This window comes from Burkholderia sp. MS455 (assembly GCF_016899445.1).
Classification (GTDB): domain Bacteria; phylum Pseudomonadota; class Gammaproteobacteria; order Burkholderiales; family Burkholderiaceae; genus Burkholderia; species Burkholderia pyrrocinia_C.
In genome coordinates, this window is the sequence record NZ_CP041779.1 from 2,379,179 (window position 1) to 2,394,770 (window position 15,592).

General features: G+C 68.0%; 10 protein-coding genes. 1 reads left to right on the forward strand and 9 read right to left on the reverse strand.

Annotation, left to right across the window (positions count from 1 at the left end):
- Window positions 1-5: 5 nt before the first annotated feature.
- The 4 genes from FPJ27_RS30075 to glnA form a co-directional block, all read right to left on the reverse strand.
- A complete protein-coding gene (locus FPJ27_RS30075) occupies window positions 6-2,123 on the reverse strand; it encodes a prolyl oligopeptidase family serine peptidase (protein WP_204423786.1) in 2,118 nt (705 codons plus the stop codon).
- Window positions 2,124-2,212: 89 nt separating this feature from the next.
- Window positions 2,213-3,730 carry a nitrogen regulation protein NR(I) gene (gene ntrC / locus FPJ27_RS30080; RefSeq protein WP_204423788.1) on the reverse strand — a complete coding sequence of 506 codons (1,518 nt, stop codon included), beginning with the start codon at window positions 3,728-3,730 and terminating at the stop codon, window positions 2,213-2,215.
- A gap of 46 nt (window positions 3,731-3,776) precedes the next feature.
- Window positions 3,777-4,919 (reverse strand): nitrogen regulation protein NR(II), encoded by a 1,143-nt coding sequence (glnL, locus tag FPJ27_RS30085; protein ID WP_034183539.1) that lies wholly within the window; start codon window positions 4,917-4,919, stop codon window positions 3,777-3,779.
- A 160-nt stretch (window positions 4,920-5,079) separates the two neighbouring features.
- Window positions 5,080-6,495 (reverse strand): type I glutamate--ammonia ligase, encoded by a 1,416-nt coding sequence (gene glnA / locus FPJ27_RS30090; RefSeq protein ID WP_034183538.1) that lies wholly within the window; start codon window positions 6,493-6,495, stop codon window positions 5,080-5,082.
- 405 nt (window positions 6,496-6,900) lie between these two features.
- Between glnA and FPJ27_RS30095 the strand changes: the two genes are divergently transcribed.
- Window positions 6,901-7,365: a rhodanese-like domain-containing protein gene (locus FPJ27_RS30095; RefSeq protein WP_204423791.1), complete on the forward strand. Its 465-nt coding sequence runs from the start codon at window positions 6,901-6,903 to the stop codon at window positions 7,363-7,365.
- A gap of 110 nt (window positions 7,366-7,475) precedes the next feature.
- Here FPJ27_RS30095 and FPJ27_RS30100 read toward each other — a convergent pair whose 3' ends face one another.
- The 5 genes from FPJ27_RS30100 to hrpA form a co-directional block, all read right to left on the reverse strand.
- On the reverse strand, window positions 7,476-8,291 hold the full coding sequence (locus FPJ27_RS30100) for a molybdopterin-binding protein (protein ID WP_204423793.1): 816 nt from the start codon (window positions 8,289-8,291) through the stop codon (window positions 7,476-7,478).
- Window positions 8,288-9,115, reverse strand: a complete 828-nt coding sequence (locus tag FPJ27_RS30105; RefSeq protein WP_072436982.1) for an EI24 domain-containing protein — start codon at window positions 9,113-9,115, stop codon at window positions 8,288-8,290. The genes FPJ27_RS30100 and FPJ27_RS30105 overlap by 4 nt, the downstream gene beginning before the upstream one ends.
- A 111-nt stretch (window positions 9,116-9,226) precedes the next feature.
- On the reverse strand, window positions 9,227-10,201 hold the full coding sequence (locus tag FPJ27_RS30110; protein WP_204423795.1) for a sterol desaturase family protein: 975 nt from the start codon (window positions 10,199-10,201) through the stop codon (window positions 9,227-9,229).
- A gap of 16 nt (window positions 10,202-10,217) precedes the next feature.
- A complete protein-coding gene (locus FPJ27_RS30115; RefSeq protein WP_072436980.1) occupies window positions 10,218-11,207 on the reverse strand; it encodes a beta-propeller fold lactonase family protein in 990 nt (329 codons plus the stop codon).
- Window positions 11,208-11,387: 180 nt separating this feature from the next.
- The gene (hrpA, locus tag FPJ27_RS30120) at window positions 11,388-15,590 is read right to left on the reverse strand and encodes an ATP-dependent RNA helicase HrpA (protein WP_204423797.1); all 4,203 of its coding nucleotides are present in this window, start codon (window positions 15,588-15,590) and stop codon (window positions 11,388-11,390) included.
- Window positions 15,591-15,592: the final 2 nt, after the last annotated feature.

Consider the following 15,592-nt stretch of genomic DNA (forward strand, 5'->3'; position numbering starts at 1 on the left):
CGCGTTCAGCGCCGCGCGGGCGCCGGCCCGAGATGGGCCCACAGGAACCCGAATTCGGCCGCGTCGGATTCGGCGCGTTCCAGATCGTCGGCGCTGCCGTGGCCGCCGTCGGTGTTCTCCCAGTACCACACCCGTTCGTGACCGAGCGCATGCATGCGCGCGGCCATCTTGCGCGCATGCGCGGGATGCACGCGATCGTCGCGCGTCGACGTCGTCAACAGCAGCGGTGGATACGCGACACCTTCGCGCACGCGGTGATACGGCGAATACGCGGCCAGCGCCGCGCCCTCGCGCGGATCGTCCGGGTCGCCGTATTCGTCGAGCCACGCGGCGCCCGCGTGCAGCTTCGGATAGCGGCGCATGTCGAGCAGCGGCACGCGACACAGCACCGCGCCGAATAGCTCCGGCCGCTGCGCCATGCACGCGGCGACCAGCAGCCCGCCGTTGCTGCCGCCCTCGATCCCGAGCTGCGCGGCGGTCGTCACGCCGGTGGCAGCCAGATCCTCGGCCACCGCGATGAAGTCGTCGAACGAACGCTGCCGGTGTTCGCGCTGCGCGTCGACGTGCCAGCGCGGCCCGAACTCGCCGCCGCCGCGGATGTGCGCGAACGCCAAAACGCCGCCGCGCTCGAGCCACCCGATGCCGAACGCATCGCTATAGCCCGGCAGGTTCGGGATCGCGAAGCCGCCATAACCCGACAGCAGGCACGGCCGCGCGACGCGCGCGGCGCCGCCGGGTGCATCGAGTGCGTCCAGCGCATCGCGCGGCCCGATCAGCGTGTACGGCACCAGCGTGCCGTCGCGCGAGCGCGCGCTTGCACGACGCACGACGAGCCCGGCCGCATCGAACTGCACCGGCGGCCGGTCGAGCAGCACGCGGCGCGACGGCGCATCGGCCGCACGATCGGCAAGATCGGCCAGCCAGCATTCGGGCGGATCGAGATAGGTGTCGACGTCCACGTAGACCTCGTCGTTCAGCGTCGACTCGACGGGCTCGACGTCGATCTGCGCGTCGCCCGGCCAGTCGAACGGCCGCGCGTCCCACGTCCACGTGCCGTCGTCGGCCTGCCGCGGCTGCCACAGCATCGTGCGGTTGTGCACGTCGTCGAGCCAGCTCGCGATCAGCATCGTGCGCGTGTGCGTCCACGTGCAGGCGGACGTCGACGGTTGCGGCGCGAACAGCGTCGTGAGCTCGCGCGACCCGGCCAGGAACGCCTGCTCGCGGATCGCGAGCAGCGAGCCGCCCACATGGCGCACGCCGCCGCAATCCCAGTCAAGGCGCGGCTCCAGCACGAGCCAGCCTTCCCAGAACCCGACCTCGACATGCGTCGGCACGTCGTAGCGCGCCCACTCGCCCGCGTCCGTCAGCCGGTACGCATGCGCATCGAAGAAATCGACGCTGCGCCACGCGACGTGGCGATTGTCGATCGGATCGAACCCCGCGCCCGCGCTGATATCGTCGGGTTCGCCGCGGAATACGACGGGCGCGTCGGAAAGCGGCGTGCCGCGCACCCAACGCCGCGCTTCATACGGATAACCGGCCGCGGTCGCATGCGCTTCGCCGCGATCCCAGCTCACGTAGACGGTATCGCGGTCGATCCAGCCGATCGTGTGATGCCCCGGCTCGTCGATCGTGAAACCGCCGTCGACGAAACGGCGCTCGACGAGATCGAATTCGCGCACGACGACCGCGTCGGCGCCGCCCGGCGACAGCGACAGCAGCGCGCGATCGCCGTCCGGATACAGGATCGCGTCCTGCTCGAACACCCACGACTCGCCCTCCTCGGCACCGAGCGCGTCGACGTCGAGCAGCGTTTCCCACGCCGGCCGGCCGGCGCGCCAGTCGTCCCAGCGCGTGCGGCGCCACAGCCCCTTCGGATGGAGATCGTCCTGCCACAGGTCGTAGGCCCAGTCGCGCCAGCGGGTCGGAATCACCGGGCGTTCGCGCGGCAGATACGCTTTCGCGAGACGCGCCGTGAGCGCGCGAAACGCGTCGTCGTCGCGCAGCGCGGCGCGCGTGCGCGCATTCTGCTCGTCGACCCACGTGCGGGCGCGCTTGCTGTCGAGCGCTTCGAGGAAACGGAACGGGTCGGCCCCGGCGGGCCAGCGGAAGGAATCGGACATTGCGGATCGGCGGATTGGGAAACTGCGTACAAACCGCGATTATGTCCGATCGCGGCATGCGCGACGCCCGCGCATGCCGCGAATCGTGCTCAGGGCTCCAGGTGCAGTTCCTGGATCTTGCGCGTGATCGTGTTGCGGCCGATGCCGAGCCGCTCCGCGGCCTCGACCTTGCGGCCGCGCGTGAAGTCGAGCGCCTCGCGGATCACGGCCGCCTCGAAGCGGCGCGCGAGCTCGTCCATCACGTCGGCCGAGTTCTCGCGCAACAGCCGCGCGACTTCTGTGCGCAGGCCATGCTCCCACACCGGATAGCCCGCCGGCGCGCCGCCGCTGGGCGCGGCCGCGACAGGCGCGGACACCACCGGCGCCGCACCGAGCATCGGTTGCGCGAGCGCGGCATCGCCGCCGCTGCCGCGCGCATCCGCGCCGTCGCCCGTCGCGACGACCGGAGCACCGGCCGGCACGAGGTCGGGCGGCAGGTCCTTGATCTCGACCGTCTGCGCGGGCGCCATCACGGTGAGCCAGTTCGCGAGGTTCTCGAGCTGCCGCACGTTGCCGGGAAACGCCAGCGACGTCAGGTACGCGAGCGCATCGTCGGACACGCGCTTCGGCTCGACGCCGAGATCGCGCGCGCTCTTCTGCAGGAAGTGGCGCGTGAGCAGCGCGATGTCCTCGCTGCGTTCGCGCAGCGGCGGCAGGCGCAGCCGGATCACGTTGAGCCGGTGGTAAAGATCCTCGCGGAACAGCCCCTGCCGCACGCGCGATTCGAGATTCTGGTGCGTCGCGGCGATCACGCGCACGTTCGCGCGCAGCGGATTGTGCCCGCCGACCCGATAGAACTGCCCGTCCGACAGCACGCGCAGCAGGCGCGTCTGCAGGTCGAACGGCATGTCGCCGATTTCGTCGAGGAACAGCGTGCCGTTCTCGGCCTGCTCGAAGCGGCCCTGCCGCGTCGTCTGCGCGCCGGTGAACGCGCCGCGCTCATGGCCGAACAGTTCGGATTCGAGCAGGTCCTTCGGAATCGCCGCGGTGTTCAGCGCGATGAACGGCCCGTTCGCGCGCGGGCTGTGACGGTGCAGCGCACGCGCGACGAGCTCCTTGCCGGTGCCCGACTCGCCGGTGATCAGCACGGTCGCGGCCGAATGCGACAGGCGGCCGATCGCGCGGAACATGTCCTGCATCGCGGGCGCCTGGCCGAGCATCTCGGGCGCCTCGGCGACGCGCTCGTCCTGCGGCGCGCCGCCGCGCAGGCTTTCCTCGACCGCGCGGCGAATCAGCTCGACCGCCTTGTCGACGTCGAACGGCTTCGCGAGATATTCGAACGCGCCGCCCTGGAACGCCGCGACGGCACTGTCGAGATCGGAGAACGCCGTCATGATGATGACGGGCAGGCCCGGCAGCCGCTCGTGCATCGCCTGCAGCAGCTCGAGGCCCGAGCCGCCCGGCATCCGGATGTCGGACACGAGCACTTGCGGCGTCTCGTGGTCGAGCGCGGCCAGCGCGTCGCGCACGTTCGCGAAGCTCTTCGTCGCGAAGCTGTCCCGGGCGAGTGCCTTTTCAAGCACCCAGCGGATAGATTGGTCGTCGTCTACTATCCAGATCGGCTTCATAGGTCGGTCAGGTATGGGTGAATCCGGTGAATCGTGCTGTCGCCGCTCAATGATCGAGCGGCAGCAGAATCTGAAATTCGGTACGTCCGGGCCGGCTCTCGACCTCGATCATCCCGTCGTGCTGCTGCACGAACGTCTGCGCGAGCGTGAGGCCGAGGCCGCTGCCGTCGTCGCGCCCGGACACGAGCGGGTAGAAGATCCGGTCGCGGATCTCTTCCGGAATGCCGGGCCCGTTGTCGATCACGTGCAAGTCCAGTGCCAGCTTGTACAGGCGCTTGGCGATCGTGATCTTGCGCGCGATGCGGGTGCGCAGCTCGATCTTCGCGTCGCCCTGCGCGATCCGTTCGCGCAGCGCCTGCGCGGCGTTGCGCACGATGTTGAGCAGCGCCTGGATCAGTTGCTCCTTGTCGCCGCGCAGATCCGGCACGCTCACGTCGTAGTCGCGCTCGATCGTGAGCCCGCGCGGGAATTCCGCGAGCATCACCGCGCGCACGCGTTCGCACACTTCATGAATGTTCACGTCGCCGACGATGTGCGGATGCCGGTGCGGCTCCAGCAACCGGTCGACGAGCGTCTGCAGGCGGTCGGACTCCTTGATGATCACCTGCGTGTATTCGCGCAGCTCGCCGCGCTCGCGCTCGCCGAGCTCGAATTCGAGCAGCTGGGCTGCGCCGCGAATTCCGCCGAGCGGGTTCTTGATCTCGTGCGCGAGGTTGCGGATCAACTGCTTGTTGACCGCGGTCAGGTCGTGAATGCGCTCCTCGCGATCGGTGCGCGACTGCCGCTCGTTCTCGAACAGCTCGACGAGCACGAAATCGGGCGCGGTCTCGAGGAAGCCGACGATCGCGTGCACGTGCAGCGGTTCGCGGCCGGGCCGGTCGAGCACGGTATCGAGGTGCGTCGCGTGAAAGCGCTCCTCGCCGATCGCGGTGATCGTCGACGCGAGCTCGTTCGCGTTCGGAAAAATCTCGCCCCACGGCCGCTGCGCGAGCTGCCTGCGCGAGATGTCGAGCATCGCCTCCGCCGACGGGTTCGCGAACGCAATCCGCAGCGTCTTGCGGTCGAGCACGATCACGACCGTCGGCAGCGCTTCCAGCCCCGCAAGCAGGCCCGAACGCGCAAGCCGCTCGTCGTCCGTCAGCCGCTCGGGCTGCCCCGTCTTCGCCTTGATCAGATTCTTCAGAACCATCTGCGTGCTTGTCGCGCCTCAACGGGCCAGAAAATGAAAATCGTCGGAACAAAAAAGGGACGGCTGGATGCCGCCCCTTTCAGACTCCGCCGTTCCCGCCGCAGGCTGCGCGACGGGAACGAACCGGCGTGACGGCGCTGAATCGAAGCGCCATCGCCGATTACAGCGAGTAGTACATCTCGAACTCGATCGGGTGCGTCGTCATGCGGAACTTCGCCAGCTCCTGCTCCTTCAGCGCGAGGTACGCATCGATCATGCCGTCCGTGAACACGCCGCCGCGCGTCAGGAACTCGCGGTCCTTGTCGAGCGCTTCGAGTGCCTGGTCGAGGCCCGCGCAGACGGTCGGGATCTTTGCATCCTCTTCCGGCGGCAGGTCGTACAGGTTCTTGTCCGCTGCTTCGCCCGGATGGATCTTGTTCTGGATCCCGTCGAGGCCGGCCATCATCAGCGCCGTGAAGCACAGGTACGGGTTCGCCATCGGATCCGGGAAGCGCGTTTCGATGCGGCGGCCCTTCGGGTTCGACACGTGCGGAATGCGGATCGATGCCGAACGGTTGCGTGCCGAGTAGGCCAGCTTGACCGGTGCCTCGAAGTGCGGGACCAGACGCTTGTACGAGTTCGTCGTCGGGTTCGTGATCGCGTTCAGCGCACGGGCGTGCTTGATGATGCCGCCGATGTAGAACAGCGCCAGTTCCGACAGGCCGGCGTAGCCGTTGCCCGCGAACAGGTTCTGGCCGTCCTTCCAGATCGACTGGTGAACGTGCATGCCCGAACCGTTGTCGCCGACGACCGGCTTCGGCATGAACGTCGCCGTCTTGCCGTACGAGTGCGCGACGTTATGGATGATGTACTTCGACCATTGCGTCCAGTCCGCACGCTGCACGAGCGTCGAGAACTTCGTGCCGATTTCGTTCTGGCCCTGGCCCGCCACTTCGTGGTGGTGCACTTCGACCGGGATGCCGAGCTGTTCGAGCAGCAGGCACATTTCCGAACGCATGTCCTGGAACGTGTCGACCGGCGCGACCGGGAAGTAGCCGCCCTTCGTGCCCGGACGGTGGCCCGTGTTGCCGCCTTCGAATTCCTTGCCCGACGACCACGGCGCTTCTTCCGAGTTGATCTTCACGAAGCAGCCCGACATGTCCGTGTTCCACTGGACCGAGTCGAAAATGAAGAATTCCGGTTCCGGACCGAAGTAGGCCGTGTCGCCGATGCCCGTGCTCTTCAGGTACGCTTCGCCGCGCTTCGCGAGCGAACGCGGATCGCGCTCGTAGCCCTTGCCGTCGGCCGGCTCGACCACGTCGCAGGTCAGCACGAGGGTCGACTCTTCATAGAACGGGTCGACGAATGCGGCGCTCGGGTCCGGCATGAGCAGCATGTCCGACGCCTCGATGCCCTTCCAGCCCGCGATCGACGAACCGTCGAATGCATGACCGCTTTCGAACTTGTCTTCGTCAAACGCCGAAACCGGCACCGACACGTGCTGTTCCTTGCCGCGCGTATCCGTGAAGCGGAAATCGACAAACTTGACGTCCTCGTCCTTCACGAGCTGCATGACGTCGGCGACGGTTTTACTCATAACCTCTTCTCCTGATTGAACAATTCCGGCGGACTGGGAACCGCCTCGTTTATCGAGCTGATCGGGGTCTTGCTTTGGCGCAGCGCGCCCCGATTCGACCGAATTCTATAAAGCAGCTTCCGTGCCACCCATGCGCAAGACTGGCACCAATCGCGCCGGCGCTCGCCGCGACGGGGCTGCGCTGCGCGATTCCGGGGCCTGGCGCCGCACCGGCCATCAACCGGAAGCACCCGGATGGTGCAATCGCCGCGATGCGCCGCTCCCGCCGAATCATTCTGGTGCATGCGCGCCATTCTGCACTCTTTTGGTGAACACGTGTGCGGTGCGTCCACCTTACCGCATACGGCCGTGCGGGCTGCGTCGCCGCGCTAAAATGTTCGTTTGACCGATCAGGAGACTCCCACCATGAGTACGCTCGACCAGCTTTACGCGAAGGCCGACGAACGCCGCGCACAAGGCGCGCTCAACTACGCCGGCGCGCTGCTGCCGGTCGAGGCATTCGAACTGCTGCAGCTCGACCCGTCGGCGCGCCTCGTCGACGTGCGCACCCGTGCCGAGCTCGACTGGATCGGCCGTCCGCTCGTCGGCGACGGCCAGTACCTGCACCTCGAATGGACGCGCTACCCGGGCGGCGTGCCGAACGCCGAGTTCGTCAACGAACTGAAGGCGGCCATCGCGCCCGATACGCCCGTGCTGTTCCTGTGCCGCAGCGCCACGCGCTCGAAGCTCGCCGCGGTCGCGTCGTCGCAGGCCGGCTTCACGAAGGCGTTCGACCTGCTCGAAGGCTTCGAGGGTGCCAAGGACGCCGAAGGCCACCGCAAGACGGTCGACGGCTGGTGCTTCCGCAAACTGCCGTGGATCGGCGCCTGACGGCGCGCGTGCCCGACCGGTTGCGACAGCCTCATCGTCGAGCCGGGCGATGACATGCCGATGACGGGCCGCGTTGCGCGGCCCGTCGCCTTTTGTACGCGCGCTCCCGATCAGGCGCGCGACGCGTCGGGCTCGACGACGTCGCCGCCGAGCAGGTGCACGCCTTCGCGCAGCTTCACGAACGCGGCCGCGACCGCTTCCGGCTCCCCTTTCACGCCGAGGTCGATGTGACGGCGCGCGTAGATGCCGCCGCGCTCCGCATCGCCGACGCTCGGCAGGCTGAACACGCGCACGCCCGGGAAGTCGCGCTCGATGCGCTCCATCAGCGGCGTGAGCGTCGATTCCGGCAGCTCGAACACGTACAGCGAGCGCTCCGCGTGCGGCGTCGCGTGATGCAGGTGCGCGTATTTCGTATCGAGCACCCATTCGATCATCGGCCAGGCCATCACCGGGAAGCCCGGCACGAAATGCAGATCGCCGACCGAGAAGCCGGGAATCCGGTTATAGCCGTTCGGGATGATCGTCGCACCCACCGGAAACACGCCCATGTTGAAGCGGTGCTGGTTCTCCGGCGAGTCGAAGTCGACCGGTTTGGCCGGATCGCCATGCGTTTCCCGGATCCGCTCCGAGATCAGCACCTTCGCTTCCGGATGCAGTTCGAGCGGCACGCCGAGCGCGGCGGCCGCGCACTGGCGCGTGTGGTCGTCCGGCGTCGCGCCGATGCCGCCCGTCGAGAATACGATGTCGCCCGACGCGATCGCGCGTGCGAGCGTCGCCGTGATCCGCGCCGGATCGTCGCCGACATATTCGGCCCAGTCGAGCGCGAGGCCACGCGAGCCGAGCAGCTCGATGACCTTCGCCAGATGCTTGTCCTGCCGTCGGCCCGAAAGGATTTCGTCGCCGATGATGATGATGCCGATGCTCATGCCTGCCCCATGTCGATTGCGGTGGCGCGCGCGCTCGCGCGCAGGTCCTCCAGCGCGCGCAGGCAATAGTGCCCGAACCACAGCGCCGAGAAGACGAGGATGAAAGCGTAAACCCAGATCATGGCCGCCGCGACGAACGGGAACAGCACCATCATCCAGACCGACGATACCCACACGAAGGTCGGCACGGTGCCGAGCAGCCCGGTCGCGACGCCGATGCCGATCAGCGGCCAGCGATGCTGCCGCACGAGCGCGCGGCGCTCGTCGCGGCTCGCGTGCAGCGCGAGCGCGTCGTAGGTCATCACGCGGTACGTGAGCCAGCCCCAGATCACCGGCGGCAGCAGCGCGAAGAACGGCGGGATCAGCCACAGCGGGATCGTGACGACGAGCACGACGACGCCGGCCAGCGCCGCCCACAGCGAATTGAACACGCTGCCGAAGAAGGTGCCGCCCCGCTTCGGCTCGAGCGCCGCGAACTGCCGGTTCGACAGGTGCTTGATCACGACCGGCATCGAAATCGTCGCGATCAGCAGCAGCACGGTCAGCACGATCAGCGGGATCGCAAGCGATACGACCACGAACGGCGCGACGACCGCATGCAGCTGCGACATGCCGATCATGTCGAACGCGCGATACAGCGCGGCCGTCAGCACGAAGCCGTCGAGCGCGCCGCGCGCGAGGTCCAGCAGCGTCTGCCACGAGAACCACAACAAGACGCCCCACAGGACGGCGGAGACGAGAAACGGCATCAGGGTGAGCCAGAGCATGCGCGGGTGCAATGCGCTCGCCAATGCCCGGACGAAGGAACGCAGCAAATCGTTCATGCGAGCCTGTATCGACGGAGAAAAACGGGGAAAGGATAAACCACGCGGCCCGCATGCGCCAAAGCGCATGCGGGCCGCGTGGGAGAGCCGCTCAACGGGAGTGTGGCCGGATCAGGCCGACGCCGCGCCGCGCTTCGCGGGGAACAGGCGCCGGAAGATCCGCACGAACGCGAGGCCGTGCTGCGCCCAGAAGCCTTCGCCGTAGGACACGCCGTCGACCTGTTCGCGAATGCCGGTCGGTTCGACCGTGCGGTTCCACGACGCGGTGCCGAACATCATGTCCCACCACGGGAACAGCACGCCGAAGTTGCAGCCGTACTTGGTGCCTTCGTGGCCGTAGCCGACCGCATGGTGGCGCCGGTGGAAAATCGGGCTCACGAGCAGGCGCTCGCCGAGCCGGCCGAACGACAGCCGCGCATTCGTATGCTGGATGCTCTGCATGAAGTTCGTCAACGCGGTCAGCACGACGAACTGCGACGGCGTCACGCCGATCACGAGCGCGATCGCCGCGAAAAAGCACGACTGGATCACGTCGTCGAGCAGGTGGTTGCGGTCGTCGCACCACAGCGACATCTGCCGCTGGCTGTGGTGCACGGCGTGCAGCTCCCACCAGATGCCGAACTTGTGCTGCCAGCGGTGATACCAGTAGCCGGCGAAGTCGAGCACGACGAGATAGATCGCGAATGCGACGATCGGCTGCGAGGTCACGCCCGGCCACAGATAGTCGAGGTTGATGTTCGCGACGCCGTGCAGGCGCAGCCATGCCTGGAAGCTGTCGAATACCGGCTGCAGCGCGAAGAAGAAGAACAGCGTGTAGATGCCGAGCTTCGAGATCGCCGTGTAGATCACGTCGACCCGCACGGCGCGGCGGTTCTTCCAGCGTTCGACCGGCAGCAGCGCCTCGAGCGGGCGCAGCAGCGCGAACATCAGCACCATCTGCAGCGCGCCGATGATCACCCAGTACAGCGCGTCGTAGGTGTCCTCGTCATAGTCCATCAGGTTGAACTTGAAGAGGAGCGGCTGCACGACGTCGACGTACAGCCAGGTCTGGATGTCCGACACGAACGCATCGATCAGGTGCAGCATCGTTCGCCCCCGCCCGTTACGCGCCGTTCGCCGCCTTCCACGGCGCGCGGTCGTAGAAGTAGATGCCGTGCGGCGAGCGGCCGACGGCGATCGTCTGCACCAGCTTGCGCGACGCCAGGTCGATGATCCCGACCTTCTTCGCGAAGCGGAACGTCACCCACAGCGTTTTCTTGTCAGCGGACAGCTCCATGTCGTCGGGGCCCGGCAGCAGGCCGGTGATGTCGCCGACGTTGGTGAGCGTGTTCTCGTCGATGATGCTGATCGTGTTCGCGACCCGGTTCGTCACCGCGACGTGCGTGCCGTCGGCGAGCGAGCGGAAGTTGTGCGCGCCCTTGCCGGTGTAGATCTGCTTGACGACCTTCTGGTTGCGCCAGTCGACCACCGCGACGTAATCCGCACCGGTCATCCCGACGAGCAGGAATTTGTCGTCCGGCGTGAGCCACAGGCCGGCCGGCACGTTGCCGACCTTCATCTTCCACTTGACCGTCTGGGTCGGCAGGTCGATCGCCGCGATCTCGCCGGACACCTGCAGCGACACGAGCAGCGTCTTGCTGTCCTTCGTGAACGCGAGGTGGCTCGGCATCACCGCGAGCGGCACGCGCTTCGCGAGGTGCAGGTTCTGGCCGTCGTAGCCGTAGATGTCGACACGGTCGAGCCGCAGACCTGCCGCCGCGAACCACTTGCGGTCGGGCGAGAAGCCGAGCTGGTAAGGATCGTCGATCCCTTCGACGGTGCGCTGCAGCTTGCCCGTCTTCGGATCGAGGAACATCAGGCTGTTCGAGATCGAATTCGCGACGATCAGCGACGAATTGTCGGGCGCCGCCATCAGGTGGTGCGGCTCCTTGCCGGTCGGCATCGTGCCGACGACCTCGCGGGTCTGCTGATCGATCAGGGAAAGCGTCGCTTCGGCCGAATTGAGGACGATCACGTTATTCGCGTGTGCGGCGGGCGCCAGTACGGCGGCGGCCAGCGCGAGCGTGCGGCCGAGGGAAAGGAAAGTGGGCATGAAGACTCACGTCGTGGAACAACCGTCATTGTAAAACGCTCAACCGGCCTCGCCGGTTGACGGAAATCGGCGTTGCGCCACTTCGACGCATGCCGCGGCGGCCAGACAGGCCGGCGCGGCATGCTCCGTACGGGCGGCCGGGGCCGGCCGCCGGTGCGGGCCCGGAAAACCGATGTTGCACTAGCGCTGCATCGACTCCCAGACCTTGTGCAGACGCTTGACAGAGACCGGCATCGGCGTGCGCAGTTCCTGCGCGAACAGCGAAATTCGCAGTTCCTCGAGCAGCCAGCGGAATTCCGCGAGCCGTGGATCGGCGACGCCGCCGCGCTGCGACACCGCGCGCTGGTACTGCTGGGCGAGCGGCAGCAGGTCGGCTGACTGCTTCGCGTCGCGCGCCGGATCGGCCTTCAGCTTGTCGATCCGCAGCGCGATGCCCTTCAGGTAGCGCGGGAAGTGCGCAAGCTGCACGTAAGGCGTGTCGATCACGAAGCGCTTGCCGACCAGCGCGGCGAGCTGCTGCTGCAGATCCGCGTGGGCCTGCGCGAACGGCTTCGCCTGCGCGAGTTTCTTCACGAGCCCCGCATATTCGGCGAGGATCTGCCCGACGAGCCGCGCGATTTCCTGCGCGAGCAGGTTCAGGCGGCTGCGGCCTTCGTCGCGCCGCGCGTGGAAGCTCGCGTCGTCATCGGGCAGCGGATCCTGCAGGCACGCGCGGTCGAGCGCCGTGTCGATCAGCTGGTCGCGCAGCTCGTCCTGCGTGCCGAGCGACATGTACTGCATCGCCATCTCGCGCAGGCCCGGCAGGTTCTTCTCCAGGAACTTGATCGGCTCCTTCAGCTGCAGCGCGAACAGCCGCCGCAAGCCGGCCCGGTGGATGCGCGCGGCCTCCTCCGGCGAATCGAACACCTCGACGTCGCAATGCGTGCCGCGATCGACGAGCGCCGGGTAGCCGTACAGCGTCTGGCCGCGCCGGCGGATCTCCAGCAGCTCGGGGAGCTTGCCGAAATTCCACGTCGTCAGGTTCTCGTACAGCGCCGTCGCGCCGGCTTCCGCCGCAGCCGCCGTCTGCGGCGCCGCGGTCTGGCCGGCCTTCGCGCCGCGGCCAGCGGCACCGGCCGTGGCGGCAGGCGCCGCGGTCTGGCCGGCTGCCGGACCGGCATCGGCCTCGCCGCCGGTCGAGATCGTCGACGCCGCGGCGATCTTCTGGAACTGCTGCTGCGCCTGCGCACCGAGCTCCTGGCGAAGCTGCGCGAGATTGCGCCCCATCGCGAGCTGACGGCCGTGCTCGTCGATCACCTTGAAGTTCATGAACAGGTGCGCGGGCAGCGTTTCGAGCTTGAAGTCGGCCGTCTTCATCGCGACCTGCGTCTCGCCGCGCACGTCGGCGATCAGTGCATCGACGAGCCCGCCCGCGCCGAAGCGCTCGCGGCCCATCCGCTCGACGAAACCGGCCGCGTACTCGGGCAGCGGCACGCAATGCCGGCGCAGCTTCTGCGGCAGCGACTTCAGCAGCAACTGCACCTTTTCCTTCAGCATCCCCGGCACGAGCCACTCGCAGCGGCGCGCGTCGACCTGGTTCAGCGCATACAGCGGCACCGCCAGCGTCACGCCGTCGCGCGGCGTGCCGGGTTCGAAGTGGTACGTGAGCGCCATCTCGACGCCGGCCATCGTCGCGCGCTTCGGGAACAGCTCGGTCGTCACGCCGGCCGCCTCGTGGCGCATCAGGTCGTCGCGCGACAGGTACAGCAGCCGCAGCTTGTCCTCGGGCTGGCCGCCCTGCTTCACCTCGTCGCGATACCAGCGCTCGAACGCGACGCCCGTGTGGATCCCTTCCGGGATCGCCTGGTCGTAGAACGCGTAGATCAGCTCGTCGTCGACCAGCACGTCCTGCCGGCGCGACTTGTGCTCGAGCTGCTCGATGTCGGCGAGCAGCTTGCGGTTGTGCGCGAAGAACGCGAGCTTCGTGTCGAACTCGCCTTCGACCAGCGCGCCGCGGATGAACAGCTCGCGCGCGCGCGCCGGATCCTGCCTGCCGAACGCGACGCGCCGGCGGTGGTAGATCGGCAGCCCGTACAGCGTCGCGCGCTCGTACGCGCTGACCTGCGCCGGGCGCTTTTCCCAGTGCGGCTCCGACAGCGATTTCTTCAGCAGGTGCGCGCCGATCTTCTCGACCCATTCGGGCTCGATCTTCGCGAGGCAGCGCGCGTACAGCCGGCTCGTCTCGACGAGCTCGGCCGCCATCACCCAGCGGCCGGCCTTCTTCGCGAGCACGGAGCCCGGCCACAGGTAGAACTTGATCCCGCGCGCGCCGAGATAGTGCGGATCGTCGTCGGCCTTCAGGCCGAGGTTGCCGAGCAGGCCCGTCAACAGGGCCAGATGAACCTGTTCGTAGGTCGCCTCGACTTCGTTGAGCCGCCAGCCGTGCTCGCGCACGACGGTCAGCAACTGCGAATGGACGTCGCGCCACTCGCGCAGCCGCAGGTGCGACAGGAAGTTCTGCCGGCACGCGTCGACCAGTTGGCGGTTCGACTTCTTGTGCGCGACGGCCTCTTCGAACCACGCCCAGATCTTCAGCCACTGCAGGAATTCGGAACGCTCGTCGGCAAACCGGCGGTGCGCCTGGTCCGCCTGCTCCTGCGCTTCGATCGGCCGATCGCGCGGATCCTGCACGGACAGCGCGCTCGCGATGATCAGCACCTCGCGCAGCGATTGCTGGTCGCGCGCGGCGAGAATCATCCGGCCGACGCGCGGGTCGAGCGGCAGCCGCGCGAGTTCGCGGCCGAGCGGCGTCAGCGCGTTGTCGTCGTCGACCGCGCCGAGCTCGTTGAGCAACTGGTAGCCGTCCGCGATCGCGCGGCCGGGCGGCGGCTCGAGAAACGGGAACGATTCGATCGCCGTCAGGTGCAGCGATTTCATCCGCAGGATCACCGACGCGAGCGACGAGCGCAGGATTTCCGGATCGGTGAAGCGCGCACGCGCCTGGTAGTCGCTTTCCTCGTACAAGCGGATGCAGACGCCGTCGGCCACGCGGCCGCAGCGGCCCGCGCGCTGGTTCGCGGCGGCCTGCGAGATCGACTCGACCTGCAGCTGCTCGACCTTGTTCCGGTACGAATAGCGCTTTACACGTGCAAGACCGGTGTCGACGACGTAGCGGATGCCCGGCACCGTCAGCGACGTTTCGGCGACGTTGGTCGCGAGCACGATGCGGCGCGCGTTCGACGCCTTGAACACCTTGTCCTGGTCGGCCGCCGAGAGCCGCGCGAACAGCGGCAGGATCTCGGTGTGCGGCGGATGGTGCTTGCGCAGCGCCTCGGCCGCCTCGCGGATCTCGCGCTCGCCGGGCAGGAACACCAGCACGTCGCCTGGGCCTTCGCGACACAACTCGTCGACCGCGTCGACGATCGCGTCCATCAGGTCGCGCTCGGCCTCGCGCGCGGTCTTCACGCGGTCGCGGCCGGCCGTGCCTTCGGCATGCTTCACGGCCGGGCGATCCTCGGCCACCGGGCGGTAGCGCATCTCGACCGGATACAGCCGCCCGCTCACCTCGATCACGGGCGCCGGGCGCTCGTCGGTGCCGAAATGGCGCGCGAAGCGATCGGCGTCGATCGTCGCGGACGTGACGATCAGCTTCAGGTCCGGCCGCCTCGGCAGGATTTCCTTCAGGTAGCCGAGCAGGAAGTCGATGTTCAGGCTGCGCTCGTGCGCCTCGTCGATGATCAGCGTGTCGTACGCCTTCAGCAGCGGGTCGGTCTGCGTCTCCGCGAGCAGGATGCCGTCCGTCATCAGCTTCACGGATGCGCCCGGCGCGAGGTTGTCGGTAAAGCGCACCTTGTAGCCGACCACCTCGCCGAACGGCGTGCCGAGTTCCTCGGCGATCCGGCGGCCGGTCGACGACGCGGCGAGCCGGCGCGGCTGCGTATGGCCGATCAGGCCCGTGCCGCCGGCGCCGAGGCCGCGGCCGAGATCGAGACAGATCTTCGGCAACTGCGTGGTCTTGCCCGAGCCCGTTTCGCCGCAGACGATGACGACCTGATGACCGGCGATCGCGCGTGCGATTTCGTCGCGCTTGCCCGACACGGGCAGGCTTTCGGGGTAGGTGATCGGCGGGACGGGATTGGGCGCGACGGCGGCGCGCGGCGGACGCTCGCGGCGCGGGGAGCGAGCATCCGCTGCGCGGGGCGCATCCGCCGCCGCGGCCGGCTGGCGCGCATCGCCGCGGCGTTCGTCGCCGCGCGGCCCGCGCGACGGTTGGCCCGCCTGCTTTTCCTGCTGCTGGCGCGGCGGCCGGCCCTGCTGCTCGCGCGCATCGGCCGCACCATCCGGGTGCCGGGCCGACGGCGCTTTGGCCCGCGTCGGCGCGGGACTTTTAGGTACATTCGACATGG